Raw genomic sequence first — 13,166 nt, forward strand, 5'->3', positions numbered from 1 at the left:
GCCGGGGAGTGCGTCAGGGCTGGTCGGCTCTGATCCCGAGCAGCTCGAGCGGGTGGGTCAGACGCCACCAGGGACTCGGCCCCTCGACATCCGCGGCCAGCACCAGCGGAGTCGTCGTGGTGTTGACCGGTCCTGCCGTGGTCAGCGTGCCCACCGTGTCACCCTGTTCGCGTTCTTCGCCGAGGTCGAAGGCGGTCGCGGCGGTCGCGGTCGCGCTGTTCCAGAGCACCACATCGGCGTCGGATTCGGTGATGACGTCGACCTGCTCGCCCCACGGAGTCGTGACGCTGCCGACCACGGTGTCCTTCGCGACGGCCGGCGCCTGCGCCTCCAGTGCGGATTCCGCCTCGGCGAACAGGGAACGCGTGAGAGCGAGTCGCTCGTCGTCTCCGGCTTGATTCAGCGCCGCGGCGAACAGGTGCACCGTGGTGTCACCGATCACGAGGTCCTTCGCGGTGAGAAGGTTCCAGCCGACCAGGGTGCCGGTCTTGATGCCGACGACACCGGGATCGTCGAGCATGCCGTTCGTGTTCACGACGGTGCCCGCACCCGGGAGGTCGACGGACTTGGTGCCGACGATCTCGGCGAAGACCGGGTTCTGCATCGCACGCTCGCCGAGCGCCACCAGGGCCTCGGGCGTGGCCACGTTGCGCTCGTCGAAGCCGGAGGGGGTCACCACGGTGATTCCGGTCAGGCCACGTTCGCGCAACCACACCTCTGCAGCCCTCGCGAACTCGCGCTCGGAGCCCCAGATCTCGGTCGCGAGCCGATCGATGTAGTTGTTCGCGGAACCCATGAGCGTCCCCTGCAACAGCTGGTACTCCGTGAGCACTCCGCCGATGGGCACGTCGAGGGCGGATTGGTCACTGCGCCGGTAGTCCCAGTACTTCACGCTGTCGGCGCGGGTGAACGAGAACTCGGGTCCTTGCTCCCCGACAGCGAGCGGCATGCGGTCGAGCACCATCAGACTGCTGACGACCTTGGTGATGCTCGCGATGCTCACGGCGTCGGGCACCGAAGCCGCCGTCGTCATGCCCGCGATGCCGACGGCACCCGCACCCTCGGTCGGCCAGGTCACGGCGGCGGCAGCGGCGGGAGTCGTCGCGAACTCGACCGACTGCACCGTCGGCGGCACCTCGTGGAGGGGCCAGAGCAGTGTGGTGCCGGCGTAGACGGCGACGAGACCGGCGAGCGTGGCCAGCGGGACCAGGACACCCGGGCGGGCGATGGCGGGGCGAAGACGCGCACCGCGCAGCAGACCGCTCGATCGCTCGGCCTCCGAGGTGTCGTCGAGAGTGGCCGTGGCGGTGTGCTCGGCGACGGTCGCGGCGTCCACCCAGGTGAGAGCGGTGGCCGTCGTGGTGTCGTCGGCCCACTGGGGCGCGGCTGTCTCCGACGCGGTGAGTTCGCCGGAAGGATCCGGGACCGTGCGGTCGCGAGGGATGAACGGCGGCTTCGTCAGCGCGGGGGTGGCCGGTTCCGGGGCGCTCACGGCCTCCGGTGGAACGACGGGCTCCGGGTCTACGACGGGCTCCGGGTCTACGACCGTCCCCGGAGCATCCGCTCCAGGCGACGTCTGCTCGGCCGTCAGCACCGATCCGCCTGTCGCGGTGTCGGCGGTGTCGGCGGGGGCAGGGCCGTCGTCGCCGACGACGCCCGTCGCCTCGTCGGCGGGATCTGATGCGGTCACTCGTTTACGGTACCCAATCCCGCGCGTGTTCCGCGGCGCCGGGCCCTGTCGCCACGGGGGTGTCGCCGACGGTAAGATCGTCAGCACAACCACGGGAGTCCGGCGAGCCGGGCTGAGAGGGAGCGAATCGCGCTTCGACCGTCGAACCTGATCTGGGTCATGCCAGCGCAGGGAGGAGTTCAGATGAGTACGCCCACGTCCGCATCCACGCAGCAGGCATCCGCCGCCGCACAGGATCCGCACCGCACATCGATCTGGCGCTGGCGCGTCGTCGACATCGTCGTTGCCGCCGTCCTCGGCGTCGCGATCGGCCTCGTGTTCTGGGGATGGAACACGATCGGCTACGCCTGGTTCGGTGCGGCCGATGCTCTGACGCCGGGACTGGGCGGTATCGCCGTCGGCATCTGGCTGCTGGGCGGCGTCGTCGGCGGCCTCGTCATCCGCAAGCCCGGTGCGGCGCTGGTCGTCGAGCTCGTCGCAGCGATCGTGTCGATGCTGATCGGCAACGTGTGGGGCGTCTCGACCGTGCTGTCCGGCATCGTGCAGGGACTCGGCGCGGAGATCATCTTCGCCCTGTTCTTCTACCGGCGCTTCGGGATCGCGGTCGCCGCGCTCGCCGGTGTCGGTGCAGCGGTGGCTGCCTGGGTGTTCGAGCTGTTCTACGGCAGCTCGCCCAACATCCTGAAGTCCGTCGAGTTCAACACGATCTACCTGGTCAGCGTTGTCGTCTCCGGGGCGATCCTGGCGGGTGTCGTCGGTTGGCTGCTGGTGCGCGCGTTGGCGGTCACCGGTGCACTGAACCGCTTCGCCGTCGGGCGAGAGCACGTGCGCGAGGTCTGACCGTGACCATCGCCGCCCCGGCCCGCGTGCAGGCTGCGGGCTGGGGCTGGCGGTACGCCGGTCGGAAGCTCCCCGCCGTCGAGGACGTCTCGTTCACGATCGAACCGGGTGAGCGGGTGCTGCTGCTCGGCGCCTCCGGTGCCGGGAAGTCGACGCTGCTCGCGGGCCTGGCCGGGGTCCTCGGCGGCGACGACGAAGGGGTGCGAACCGGGTCGCTGCACATCGACGGTGCCGCCCCCGAATCCCGGCACGGTCAGGTGGGCCTCGTCCTGCAGGACCCCGATGCGGGGATCGTGCTGTCGAAGGTCGGCGACGACGTGGCGTTCGGGTGCGAGAACCTCGGTGTGCCCGCATCCGAGATCCCCGGTCGCGTCGCGGAGGCGCTGGATGCCGTCGGGCTCGATGTGCCGCTGCAACGCCCCACGAAGGCCCTGTCGGGCGGACAGAAGCAGCGACTGGTGCTCGCCGGTGTGCTCGCGATGCGCCCAGGGCTGCTGCTGCTCGACGAGCCGACGGCGAACCTCGACCCCGAGGGTGTGCGCGAGGTGCGGGCGAGCGTCGAACATGCCGTCGCCTCCACCGGTGCGACGCTGATCGTCGTCGAGCACCGCACACCGATCTGGGTCGATCTGATGACGCGCGTGATCGTGCTCGCGGCCGACGGCGGACTGCTCGCCGACGGGGAACCGGCCCAGGTGTTCGCGGCATACGGCGACGTGCTGGCGGACGCCGGGGTGTGGGTGCCCGACCGGGGGATCGACCTGCCCGTGCTGGAGCAGGTGTCGGCACCGGACGCGCTCACCGCGTCCGACCTGACGATCGGACGGGAGCATGGAGCGCCGGTGCAGCGCGGGCTCGACCTGCGCGTGCCGCGGGCGAACGCGACGGTGATCACCGGGCCGAACGGCGCCGGCAAGTCGACGCTCGCCCTCACGCTCGCCGGGCTCATCCCGGAGCAGGCGGGAGAGGTGCGGTCGGCACCGGAGCTGGCGGGGCGCAAGGGCACGCGCCCCATCCGCTGGACCTCGCGCGAGCTGCTCACCCGCATCGGGATGGTGTTCCAGGAGCCGGAGCACCAGTTCCTGGCCCAGACCCTTCGCGATGAGCTCGCGGTCGGGCCACGGGCGCTCGGCTGGGATCAGGCGAAGACGGATACGGTCGTTGACGGTCTTCTCGAACGCCTGGGCCTCGCCCCGCTCGCCCTCGCCAACCCGTTCACGCTCTCCGGAGGGCAGAAGCGGCGGCTGTCGGTCGCCACCGTGCTGGCCGGGGCGCCGGAGGTCATCGTGCTCGACGAGCCGACGTTCGGACAGGACCGCCGCGGGTGGATCTCGCTCGTCGCCCTGCTGCAGGAGGAGATCGCGCGTGGCCGGTCGATCATCGCGGTCACGCACGACGACGCGGTGATCCGACACCTGGGCGGTCATCGCATCGAGTTGGGGTCGTCGTCGTGACGGCGACCGAGACCGTGCGCCCGGTCTGGCTCGACGGTGTGAACCCGGTGACGAAGCTGCTGCTCGCCCTGCTGCTGTCCGTGCCGCTGTTCGCCTCCATCGACATCACGAGCGCGCTGGCAGCGATCGTCCTGCAGCTGCTCTGCCTACCGTTGACGGGGCTGCGTCTGTCGACGGTGCTGAAGCGCCTGCTGCCGGTCGTGATCTTCGCCCCGATCGCCGGTGTGAGCATGCTGCTGTATGCGGAACCGGCAGGGCGCATCTACTGGACGTTCGGCTTCGCGACGATCAGCGACGACTCCATCACGCTCGCGATCGCGGTGAGTCTGCGAGTGATCGCGCTCGGACTCCCCACGATCCTGCTGTTCGGCGGCACCGACCCGACCGAGCTCGCCGACGCGTTGGCGCAGGTGGCCAAGCTCCCGAGCCGCTTCGTGCTCGGCATCCTCGCGGGAACGCGCATGCTGGGGCTCTTCCTCGATGACTGGCGCACCATGAGCCTGGCCCGTCGCGCGCGCGGCGTGGGCGACCGGGGTGTGCTGCGACGGTTCTTCTCGATGGCGTTCGTGCTGCTCGTGTTCGCGGTGCGGCGCGGCTCGAAGCTGGCGCTCGCGATGGAGGCCAGGGGCTTCGGCTCCGGCATTCCGCGCACCTGGTCGCGTCCCTCCCGGTTGCACCCGCGTGATGCGGTGGCGGTGATCGGCGGAATCGCGATCATGGCACTCGCGCTCGCCGCCGCCGTGCTCGTCGGGACGTTCCGTTTCGTCTGGAGCTAGCTCCGGTCGAGCTGGAAGTAGTGCTCACGGTGCAGTGCGCACCGCTCGTTGAACAGCGCCGAACATCGTGGACATGCCGTCGCCGCGAAGTACTCGGCGATCGTGAGCTCATGCCCGCACGCACCGCAGAGGATCGCCCGTCTGTCGCGCTCATGGGCCGCCCATTGCTGCGTCGCATGCTTCACGGTCTCCTCGTGGCAGCGGTGGCACGGGTAGTACTCGCCGCAGCAGGCGAAGCGGATCGCGATGATGTCGGTCGGGCCTTGATAGTGCACGCACCGGGTCATGTCGTCGACGACCGGACCGAGCACACGCGGCCGATCATCGGGCACGATACTCACGTCTCGTTCCAGAGTCGACGGTAGTACTCGAGGCGCTCGTGATCGGGGTCGACGCCGTAGGCCTCGATCAGTGTGTCCTCCCAGCCTTCGCCGAAGTTCCACATCGTGCTCATCGAGGCCACGGCGATGTCGGCCCAGCGGTCGGCGACACCGAGAGCGGCGAGATCCACGAAGGCGGCCGGCCGGCCTTCCGCGTCGAGAAGCGTGTTCGGCATGCAGGCGTCGCCGTGGCACACCACCAACCGGTCGATCGACGGTTCCTGGAGCAGATCCTCTGGCACGACCGTGCCGCGATCGGCGGCGTTGGCGATCCGCCACTGCGTGCTCCACTCCCAGGGGCACTCGGCCACCGGCAGGGCATCGTGCAGCATCCGCAGGCCGACCCCGACCGCTCGCACCGCGGTCTCCGGCTGGTCGGCCCAGCGGGGGTCGACGGCGCTGCGGGCATCGATCGCGACCGTGACGAGCCACTCGTGTGTGTCGTCCTGGCCCTGCTCGATCACCTCCGGTACGGGGATCCACGTTCGTGCCCACCTCATGCGCTCGGCTTCGTCGCGCATGTTCGCCTCGTCGTCGAGCGGACCCCACTTGATGTACCGCCCGTCGTCGGTGCGGAAGGTCAGCCCGCCGATCCCGTTGAGCCAGACCGGCTCGAGCGCGGCACCGCGCGCGAGCTCGCGAACCTTCATCGGCACGTCGAGGTAAGCGGAGGGAATGCTCATCCGTCCATCCTGCCCGACGGGCACCGCACCGGCTCAGCGGCGGTCGTCACGGAGGCCCTCCAGATAGGCGTTGTAGGCGTCGAGCTCAGTGGTGCCGTGCGCATCGGCATAGCGATCGGCCGCGGCGGCGCGTGCCGTGTCGTCGCGGAACCACCGGTGCATCACGTAGACGAGCATCAGCAGGGTCGGGGCTTCGCCGTACGACCATGCCAGCCCGCCGGCCAGCTGCTGGTCTTCGAGCGGATTCATCCCTAGCGCCAGAGTCGGTGCGACGAAGTGGTCGACGAGCATGGTGGTCGCCATCATCAGGAAGACGCCGAAGAACGCGTGCAGGGCCGCTTCGGCGAAGACGTCCAGGGCGCGACCGCCGTGCCCGAGCCGCACCGGGAGGGGATCGGAGCTCAGTACCGGGATGGCGAAGAGGATCCCGATGACGAGGAACCCGACCTCCAGAGCGAGGTGGCCTCCGGGTGCTGCGAGCACACGGTCGGCGAGACCGGCCAGGTACAGCCCGTAGAACGCGATCAGGTACATCGGCAGCGCGATCCACGGGCTCAGGATCCACCGGGCGATCCCGCTGCGGAGCCCTCCGTGCGCGATACGCAGCACGACGGCGCCCAGCCCGCGGTGCGGTGTCACCCGCAGGAGGAGCGTGCCCGGTGAGCCGAGGACCAGCAGCGGAGGGATCGCGATCATGAGCGTGAGCTGCTGGAACATGAACACCGACATCAGGGCATAGCCGTACACCTCGACCCCGAGGCCCGTGGTGGCGGCGAGCGCGATGCACCCCAGGAGGAATACGACGGTTCGCCAGACGGGCCACCGACGGTGCTGCCGCCACAACCGGAGGGTCCCGGCCAGATAGGCGACCGCCAGCACTACCGCGACCAGGGGCAGGAGGGGGAACGGCCCAGCGGCCGGACTGAAGACGATCGGTGTGAGGAAGTCTGCGAAGGTCGGCGGGGCATCGGGCATCCAGTCGTTCATCCGGCCGCGTCCTCGCGCGAGCCGTCCGGCCGGTCGATGGTCTGCGTCGTCCGCGCTGCCGCACGCTGGTCGAGCAAGAGCCCGACGACGAGGACGACACCCCCGATCGCGAGCGCGACATCGGCGAGGTTCCCGATGAACCAGTTCCCGTAGGCGAGGAAGTCGGTGACGTGACCGCGACCGAATCCGGGGGGTGCGAGCAGACGATCGAGCACGTTCCCGATGGCACCTCCGAGGATGAAGCCCCACCCCCAGGCCCGTCCCCTCGTGCGCGCGCGAGTCGCGGCGACGAACAGCGCGGCCACCGCAGCCACGCCCACCACGGTCAGCACCCACGTCGCCCCTGACCCGAGCGACAGGATCGCGCCGGGGTTGAAGGCGAGCTGCAGGCCCAGCGCATCCCCCAGCAGGGGTATCCGCTCCGTCCGGCTGAGTCCTGCGATCGCGGCGGCCTTGCTCGTCTGGTCGATGAGCACGACGATGCCGGCGACGACGAAGGCGATCCCGTACCGGGGACTGTTCTCACGCGACATCGGAACCCTCTTCCCTCGCAGCGGCGTCCGCGCGGTCGCGCCGACGCCGCGCGCGCCCTGAGACGAGAATGCCGAGCGCTCCTGCAGCGAGGAGGAAACCGATCCCGAAGAGGAAGGCGACGCCGAGGAAGCCGAGATCGGTGCGCTCCACCGGCTGTTCGCCGTTCTGCTGTTCATGCGTGGTGCCGGTGGTGGGAGTGGGAGTGGAGGTCGGGGTGGGAGTCGGAGCGGTGGTCGCTGTGCGGCTTTGAGTGTCGACGACACTGCGCTGCTCCCCGGCCGCTGCCGACTCCGCACCGATGAACACGATCAGGGCGCTGAGAGCGGCTGCAGCGATCGCCGTGCGGACCGGCCGAGAGGCGGTGCCGACCGGCCGGCTCACCGTCCTCGCCTGTCTGGAGCGAGCGGTTCGCCGTCGTTCGATGTGCGTTTCATGGGGTCTCCTTCGAAGGGGTGAGCGCGGGCGTGGCCTCGGATGTCGTCACGAGGGGGTCGCGGGATTCGGTGCGGGAGCGGGAGCGGGCGTGGGAGCGGGCGCGATCCGGGTGTCGGGGCGTGGCCCCTCGAGGCAGGAAGCCTTGGAGCCGCGCGACACCGGCGGAAGACGCCGTTCTGGTGACGGCCCTTCGACGATCAGGTTCGGGAGAGACCCAGCCGGATCAGGGAGACCGCGGTCCCGCAGGGGTGCAGGGGAGAAGCCGGATCTGAGCGCAGCGCGCGCGGTGTCTCCCGGAGGGTCGAGAACTGTCCGGGGCGCCCGAGGACGCGAGAAAGCAGGAGCATCGCGGCGAGGCCGCACAGCACCCCGAGAATGCAGAGTGCGGCACCGACGAGGGTGCTCGTGACGGCGACCGGCAATGCGGCCTGGGCCTGGGCCTCGTCCGTTTCGGCGTCGGCGCCGATCGCGGCGGTGTCGTCGAACGCATCGATGGCCGCGGCGGCGAGCGAGGGGGCCGCGCCGTTCTCCCCGGCATCGCCGTGTGCGGTCACCGCGAAGGCGAAGAGGAGCAGGAGCGCCAGGCTCACGGTGGTAATGAGGCGCATTATCACCGGCTGGTCGACAGTCGCCGTGGATCGGTGGATCCCGGGCGGGCGGCGCATTCTCCGGATCCTACTCCCACGACCTATCGCGTTCCTTCGAGCGGGAGACGGGAACTAGGCTCGGTCGCGACGCAGTTGCTCAGAGTCGTGGTGATACCAGGAACCACGTAGGCTGATACTGCGTTCCATCACGGCATGTCGCACGACGGCGTTCGAAGGAGAACATCAGATGCAGATCAGTGGACAGGGTGCACTCATCACCGGCGGAGCCTCCGGGCTGGGGCTCGCCACGGCGCGACGACTGGTCGCAGCGGGCGCGCACGTCACGATCATCGACCTCGCCTCATCGAAGGGCGCCGAGGTCGCGGACGAGCTCGGCGGTCTCTTCGTCGCGGCAGACGTCACGAACGCCGAGGAGGTGCAGGCGGCCGTCGCGGCCGCGCAGTCGGCGGCACCGCTGCGCGTCGTCGTGAACTGCGCCGGGATCGCCCCACCCGCCAAGGTGCTCGACCGTGAGGGCAACCCGGCCGTGCTCGCCGACTTCGAGCGCGTGATCCGGATCAACCTCGTCGGTACGTTCAACGTCATCTCCCAGGCCTCCGCCGTCATCGCGAAGAACGAGCTGCACGACGAGGAACGCGGTGTCATCGTGAACACCGCGAGCGTCGCCGCGTTCGACGGGCAGATCGGCCAGCCCGCGTACTCCGCGTCCAAGGGCGGCGTGCACGCGATGACCCTTCCGGTGGCGCGCGAGCTCGCCCGCTACGGCATCCGGGTCTGCACGATCGCCCCCGGCATCATGGAGACGCCGATGCTGATGGGCCTCCCGCAGGCGGCCCAGGACTCCCTGGGTCAGCAGGTGCCCTTCCCGTCCCGTCTCGGCCGCCCCGACGAGTACGCCGCCCTCGTGCAGCAGATCGTCGAGAACGGCTACCTCAACGGCGAGACCATCCGCCTCGACGGCGCCATCCGCATGGCGCCGCGCTGACCCCGCGGCTGTCCCTCCCTTTCGCGATCGAGAACCCAGGAGAACACATGTCCCTTGCAGGCAAGACCATCCTGATGTCGGGCGGCAGCCGCGGCATCGGCCTCGCGATCGCGCTGCGAGCCGCCGCCGACGGTGCGAACATCGCCATGCTCGCGAAGACCGACACCCCGCATCCGAAGCTCGAGGGCACGATCCACACCGCCGCCGAGCAGATCCGTGCGGCGGGCGGCCAGGCTCTCCCGATCGTCGGCGATGTGCGCGACGACGACGACATCACCGAAGCGGTCCTGAAGACGCAGGGTGAGTTCGGCGGCATCGACATCGTGATCAACAACGCCAGCGTCATCGATCTCTCCCGCTCGCTCGACCTGAGCGCCAAGAAGTACGACCTGATGCAGGACGTCAACGTGCGCGGGACGTTCATGCTCTCCCGCGCGGCGGTGCCGATCCTGAAGGATGCCGAGAACCCGCACATCCTCTCGCTGTCGCCGCCCCTCAATCCGTCCCCGAAGTGGCTGGGCGCGCACACCGGCTACACCCTCGCGAAGTTCGGCATGACCATGGCGACGCTCGGCCTCGCCGCCGAGTTCGCCCGCGACGGGATCGCCGCCAACACGCTCTGGCCGCGCACCACGATCGCCACTGCCGCGGTGCAGAACCTGCTCGGCGGCGACAAGGTCATGGCCGCGAGCCGCACGCCCGACATCTACGCGGACGCCGCCTATACCGTGCTGCTCAAGCCCGCCGCGTCGTACACGGGGCAGACCCTCATCGTGGAGGACGTGCTCGAAGCCGACGGTGTGACCGACTTCTCCCGCTATGCGGCGATCCCCGGCACCCCCGACACCGCCCTGTTCCCGGACATCTTCCTCGACTGAGCTTCCCTGCTGCCCCAGCTGCCCGAAGTCGGAGGCCGAAACAGAGACCATCCGACGTCAGGGCCGCGTGTCGGGCGACGCCACGCCGCACTGAACCTGGTTCGTCTCCGTTTCGGTTCGTCTCCGTCTTGGCGGGAGGGGGGTGAGGGCGCGTGGTGTGGGTGTGGTCAGAACAGCAGGTAGACCGCGCCGAGGATGGTGAGGGCGATCACGATGCGGTCGAACACGCGCTGATTCATGCGGCGGGCGACTCGCAGTCCGAGGAGCGCGCCGACGACGACGAGCGGGGCGAGCGCGGCATCCATCAGCAAAACGGGCGTCTCGAACAGCCCGAGGCCCGCGAGGAAGGGGACCTTGATCACGTTGATGATGGCGAAGAACCAGGCGGATGTGCCGAGGAACACCTGCACGGGGGTGCGGGTGGCCAGGAAGTACATCGACATGACCGGGCCTCCGGCGTTGGCGACCATGGTGGTGAAGCCGCCGAGGGTTCCGTAGGCGCCCGCGAGGATGATGCCGCTGGACGGGGGAGCCGCCGTGTCCGCTCTGCTCTGCCGCCACCGACGCCACAGGGTCACGGCGATCATCAGCAGCAGGATCACGCCGATCGCCCGACGGACCACCCCGTCGCCGGCGAGGGCGAGGAACGCGAAGCCGACCAGCAGCCCGGCGATCACCGCGGGGGCGAGCCGCAGCAGCGTCGGCCAGTGCGCGTGCCGACGGTAGGCGGTGAGGGCGAACAGGTCGCCGACCATCAGCAGCAGGAGGGTCGCCGCCGTCGAGGTGCGTGCCGGCAGCACGGCGGCGAACAGGGCGATGGCCAGGATGCTCCCGCCGGGCAGTGCCGTCTTCGAGATGCCGATCGTCACCGCGGCCACCGCGAGCGCGGCCCAGGCCCACGGGTCGAGGGCGATCACCGTTCGAGCTCGGCGACGATCGCGTCGTAGCCCCGTGCTGTGGCGAGATCGACCGGGAGCACGCCGTCCCCGTCGGGGATGCTCATGTCTGCTCCGCCGTCGATGAGCGCGCGCACCACGTCGACGTAGGTGGAGGAACCGTCGCCGAGCACGATCGCCTCGTGCAGCGCCGTCCAGTTCAGGTCGTTGATGTGGTTCGGGTCGACACCGGCCTCCAGCAGGATGTCGATGGTCGAGAGGAGTCCGCGTTCGGCGGCGGGGATCAGTGCCGTGCCGCCGAAGCGGTTCGTGCTTGCGAGGTCGGCGCCGTTGTCGAGCGTCAGCAGGAGGATCTCGTCGTGTCCCCGCGCACCGGCGTACAGGTAGGCGGAGTCCTGGATGTCGTCCTTGGCGTTGACGTCCGCACCCGCGTCGATGAGAACGTGCGCCGCGTCGACGTGATCTGCCTTCGTCGCGACGATCAGTGCGGTCATGCCCCCATGCCCCCGTGCCTCGAGGTCCGCCCCGTCGTCGATCGCCTTCCTGACGGCGGAGGCGTCTCCGGACGCTGCGGCGGCGAGCAGATCGCGAGTGGCGTCGGTCATGGCGGGCTCCTGGGTCGATGAGCGCGGATCAGGTGCCGACGGAGGCATGGCCGACGTGCAGCCGGTCGCGGTCAAGAGCGCGATCGCGACGGCACCGATCGACAGCATCCGTCGCGCACCCATGCATCCGGTATACCAACGATGGGGAGTGTGCGGTGCTCGATCGCGTGGTGTCACTCGCGCGTGGCGGTGAGGGCCGCGGTGAATCGTGCGGCGCGCTGCTCGATGTCGGTCCAGTCGGCGTTCTTGATCGACGCGCCGTTCGCGAGGTCTCCGCCCGCACCGACCGCGACCGCTCCGGCGGCGAACCAGGCGGCGAGGTTGTCGGGGTTCACGCCACCGGTGGGCATCAGCGGGGCGTCGGGGAACGGTCCGCGCAGGGCGCCGAGGTACGACGGGCCACCGAGCGATGCGGGGAAGATCTTCACGACGTCGACGCCGAGCTCGAGTGCGCCCATGACCTCGGTCGGGGTCATGGCGCCGGTCATCACGACCCGGCCCGTGTCGAGCATGCTGCGCGTGAGGTGCGGCAGGGTGCCGGGGCTCACGAGGAACTCGGCTCCCGCGTCTGCAGCCTGCTCGGCCTGCGCGGCCGTGGTGACGGTGCCGGCCCCGACGTAGGCGGCGTCGCCGTGGCGGGTGATGAGCTCGCGGATGACGGCGGGCGCGTCGGGAGTGGAGAAGGTCACCTCGATGCCCGTGACCCCGCCGCGGATGATCGCCTCCGAGGCCTCGAGGGCCAGTTCAGGGGAGGGGGCGCGGAGGACGGCGAGGATGCCGGTCGTGCGGGCGCGGTCGAGACGGTCGGGCATGGGGCTCCTTCATCGGGCGGGCTCGTCCATTCTCCTGGGCGCAGCCTGTAATGACAACTCGATCAGGACGTGTGGGTGTGCGGCCAGGCGTCGATCACGTTCTTGGACTCCTTGAGTCCGAGCCCCGTGTGCTCGCGGAGGGTCTTGATCGCCGCGATGGCCGAGCCGCCCGCGACCTGCGCGTCGATCGTGGAGGCCACCGACGGCGGCAGCGAGGCGCGGACCGACGACGGGGTCGCGGTGATCGACGAATGCGGCGCGGTCGTGTGAGAGACGGCTGCGGGGTGCGGAGCCGTCGTGCTGACCGACCAGTGCTCGATACGGTCCTTCGCGTCTTTGAGCGAGACGCCGGAGTGATCGCGGTAGAGCTTGATGGCGTGGATCTTCTGACCCGCCACCACGAGGCGGTCGACCTCGGCGACGACCTCCGGGGTCAGCCCTGGAGCCGCAGCGGCGGAGGCGGAAGGGGCGGTGTGTGGGGCGGTGGAGAACGCCGGAGGATCCGGGAGTTTCGGGCGCATCCCTCGGACGGCCGCGGCGAGGACCGCGACGACCACGATCAGGCCGACGACGATCGCGATGATCCACAGCACGGCATCCATG

16 protein-coding genes and 1 riboswitch are annotated in these 13,166 nt (G+C 69.9%); of the genes, 5 read left to right on the plus strand and 11 right to left on the minus strand.

The genetic code is table 11. The features are described 5' to 3' along the window. Nucleotides 1-13: 13 nt before the first annotated feature. The gene (locus FFS56_RS09270; protein ID WP_127012726.1) at nucleotides 14-1,690 is read right to left on the minus strand and encodes a D-alanyl-D-alanine carboxypeptidase; all 1,677 of its coding nucleotides are present in this window, start codon (nucleotides 1,688-1,690) and stop codon (nucleotides 14-16) included. Between the two features lie 81 nt (nucleotides 1,691-1,771). Beyond that, nucleotides 1,772-1,881, plus strand: a riboswitch (TPP riboswitch). On the opposite strand from FFS56_RS09270, the gene FFS56_RS09275 reads away from it, so the two are divergent. The 3 genes from FFS56_RS09275 to FFS56_RS09285 all read left to right on the plus strand — a co-directional run bounded on the left by FFS56_RS09275 (nucleotide 1,874) and on the right by FFS56_RS09285 (nucleotide 4,760). After that, on the plus strand, nucleotides 1,874-2,530 hold the full coding sequence (locus tag FFS56_RS09275) for an ECF transporter S component (protein ID WP_046747499.1): 657 nt from the start codon (nucleotides 1,874-1,876) through the stop codon (nucleotides 2,528-2,530). (Overlaps the previous riboswitch by 8 nt.) Before the next feature lie 8 nt (nucleotides 2,531-2,538). Then, nucleotides 2,539-3,984, plus strand: coding sequence for an ABC transporter ATP-binding protein (locus FFS56_RS09280; RefSeq protein WP_082108603.1), 1,446 nt, complete (start codon nucleotides 2,539-2,541; stop codon nucleotides 3,982-3,984). Next, a complete protein-coding gene (locus tag FFS56_RS09285) occupies nucleotides 3,981-4,760 on the plus strand; it encodes an energy-coupling factor transporter transmembrane component T (RefSeq protein WP_046747500.1) in 780 nt (259 codons plus the stop codon). Before FFS56_RS09280 ends, FFS56_RS09285 begins: the two co-directional genes overlap by 4 nt. Here the strand turns inward: FFS56_RS09285 and FFS56_RS09290 are convergent. From FFS56_RS09290 to FFS56_RS09315, 6 genes are all read right to left on the minus strand, one after another. After that, the gene (locus FFS56_RS09290; RefSeq protein WP_233437338.1) at nucleotides 4,757-5,101 is read right to left on the minus strand and encodes a CHY zinc finger protein; all 345 of its coding nucleotides are present in this window, start codon (nucleotides 5,099-5,101) and stop codon (nucleotides 4,757-4,759) included. The genes FFS56_RS09285 and FFS56_RS09290 overlap by 4 nt on opposite strands. Beyond that, nucleotides 5,098-5,823 carry an aminoglycoside 3'-phosphotransferase gene (locus FFS56_RS09295; RefSeq protein ID WP_046747501.1) on the minus strand — a complete coding sequence of 242 codons (726 nt, stop codon included), beginning with the start codon at nucleotides 5,821-5,823 and terminating at the stop codon, nucleotides 5,098-5,100. The genes FFS56_RS09290 and FFS56_RS09295 overlap by 4 nt, the downstream gene beginning before the upstream one ends. Nucleotides 5,824-5,856: 33 nt before the next feature. Continuing rightward, entirely contained in the window at nucleotides 5,857-6,810 is a 954-nt protein-coding gene (locus FFS56_RS09300; RefSeq protein ID WP_231589669.1) for a cytochrome c oxidase assembly protein, read from the minus strand. After that, nucleotides 6,807-7,343, minus strand: coding sequence for a signal peptidase II (locus FFS56_RS09305; protein WP_046747502.1), 537 nt, complete (start codon nucleotides 7,341-7,343; stop codon nucleotides 6,807-6,809). The genes FFS56_RS09300 and FFS56_RS09305 overlap by 4 nt, the downstream gene beginning before the upstream one ends. After that, on the minus strand, nucleotides 7,333-7,725 hold the full coding sequence (locus FFS56_RS09310; RefSeq protein ID WP_046747503.1) for a hypothetical protein: 393 nt from the start codon (nucleotides 7,723-7,725) through the stop codon (nucleotides 7,333-7,335). Before FFS56_RS09310 ends, FFS56_RS09305 begins: the two co-directional genes overlap by 11 nt. 251 nt (nucleotides 7,726-7,976) lie before the next feature. Next, complete coding sequence (locus FFS56_RS09315; protein ID WP_127012725.1) at nucleotides 7,977-8,369, minus strand: hypothetical protein; 393 nt, start codon at nucleotides 8,367-8,369, stop codon at nucleotides 7,977-7,979. 244 nt (nucleotides 8,370-8,613) lie between these two features. Between FFS56_RS09315 and FFS56_RS09320 the strand changes: the two genes are divergently transcribed. Continuing rightward, a complete protein-coding gene (locus tag FFS56_RS09320) occupies nucleotides 8,614-9,372 on the plus strand; it encodes an SDR family NAD(P)-dependent oxidoreductase (RefSeq protein ID WP_046747505.1) in 759 nt (252 codons plus the stop codon). Nucleotides 9,373-9,419: 47 nt separating this feature from the next. Further along, on the plus strand, nucleotides 9,420-10,250 hold the full coding sequence (locus FFS56_RS09325; protein WP_046747506.1) for an NAD(P)-dependent oxidoreductase: 831 nt from the start codon (nucleotides 9,420-9,422) through the stop codon (nucleotides 10,248-10,250). Nucleotides 10,251-10,417: 167 nt separating this feature from the next. On the opposite strand, the gene FFS56_RS09330 is transcribed toward FFS56_RS09325, so the two are convergent. From FFS56_RS09330 to FFS56_RS09345, 4 genes are all read right to left on the minus strand, one after another. Then, nucleotides 10,418-11,167, minus strand: coding sequence for a sulfite exporter TauE/SafE family protein (locus FFS56_RS09330; protein WP_046747507.1), 750 nt, complete (start codon nucleotides 11,165-11,167; stop codon nucleotides 10,418-10,420). Next, nucleotides 11,164-11,751, minus strand: a complete 588-nt coding sequence (locus FFS56_RS09335; RefSeq protein WP_249352970.1) for an ankyrin repeat domain-containing protein — start codon at nucleotides 11,749-11,751, stop codon at nucleotides 11,164-11,166. The genes FFS56_RS09330 and FFS56_RS09335 overlap by 4 nt, the downstream gene beginning before the upstream one ends. A 173-nt stretch (nucleotides 11,752-11,924) precedes the next feature. Continuing rightward, the gene (locus FFS56_RS09340; RefSeq protein WP_046747509.1) at nucleotides 11,925-12,563 is read right to left on the minus strand and encodes a bifunctional 4-hydroxy-2-oxoglutarate aldolase/2-dehydro-3-deoxy-phosphogluconate aldolase; all 639 of its coding nucleotides are present in this window, start codon (nucleotides 12,561-12,563) and stop codon (nucleotides 11,925-11,927) included. 62 nt (nucleotides 12,564-12,625) lie between these two features. Then, nucleotides 12,626-13,165 carry a ribosomal protein L7/L12 gene (locus FFS56_RS09345; protein ID WP_046747510.1) on the minus strand — a complete coding sequence of 180 codons (540 nt, stop codon included), beginning with the start codon at nucleotides 13,163-13,165 and terminating at the stop codon, nucleotides 12,626-12,628. Nucleotide 13,166: the final 1 nt, after the last annotated feature.

It is taken from the genome of Microbacterium sp. Beta (assembly GCF_005502545.1).
GTDB classification, from domain to species: Bacteria; Actinomycetota; Actinomycetes; order Actinomycetales; family Microbacteriaceae; genus Microbacterium; species Microbacterium oxydans.

What these genes read in the sequence shown, in the direction of transcription:
- FFS56_RS09335 (WP_249352970.1), bottom strand. Translation starts at nt 11,751, where the DNA reads ATGACCGACGCCACTCGCGATCTGCTCGCCGCCGCAGCGTCCGGAGAC.
- FFS56_RS09300 (WP_231589669.1), bottom strand. Translation starts at nt 6,810, where the DNA reads ATGAACGACTGGATGCCCGATGCCCCGCCGACCTTCGCAGACTTCCTC.
- FFS56_RS09295 (WP_046747501.1), bottom strand. Translation starts at nt 5,823, where the DNA reads ATGAGCATTCCCTCCGCTTACCTCGACGTGCCGATGAAGGTTCGCGAG.
- FFS56_RS09320 (WP_046747505.1), top strand. Translation starts at nt 8,614, where the DNA reads ATGCAGATCAGTGGACAGGGTGCACTCATCACCGGCGGAGCCTCCGGG.
- FFS56_RS09345 (WP_046747510.1), bottom strand. Translation starts at nt 13,165, where the DNA reads ATGGATGCCGTGCTGTGGATCATCGCGATCGTCGTCGGCCTGATCGTG.
- FFS56_RS09325 (WP_046747506.1), top strand. Translation starts at nt 9,420, where the DNA reads ATGTCCCTTGCAGGCAAGACCATCCTGATGTCGGGCGGCAGCCGCGGC.
- FFS56_RS09340 (WP_046747509.1), bottom strand. Translation starts at nt 12,563, where the DNA reads ATGCCCGACCGTCTCGACCGCGCCCGCACGACCGGCATCCTCGCCGTC.
- FFS56_RS09305 (WP_046747502.1), bottom strand. Translation starts at nt 7,343, where the DNA reads ATGTCGCGTGAGAACAGTCCCCGGTACGGGATCGCCTTCGTCGTCGCC.
- FFS56_RS09275 (WP_046747499.1), top strand. Translation starts at nt 1,874, where the DNA reads ATGAGTACGCCCACGTCCGCATCCACGCAGCAGGCATCCGCCGCCGCA.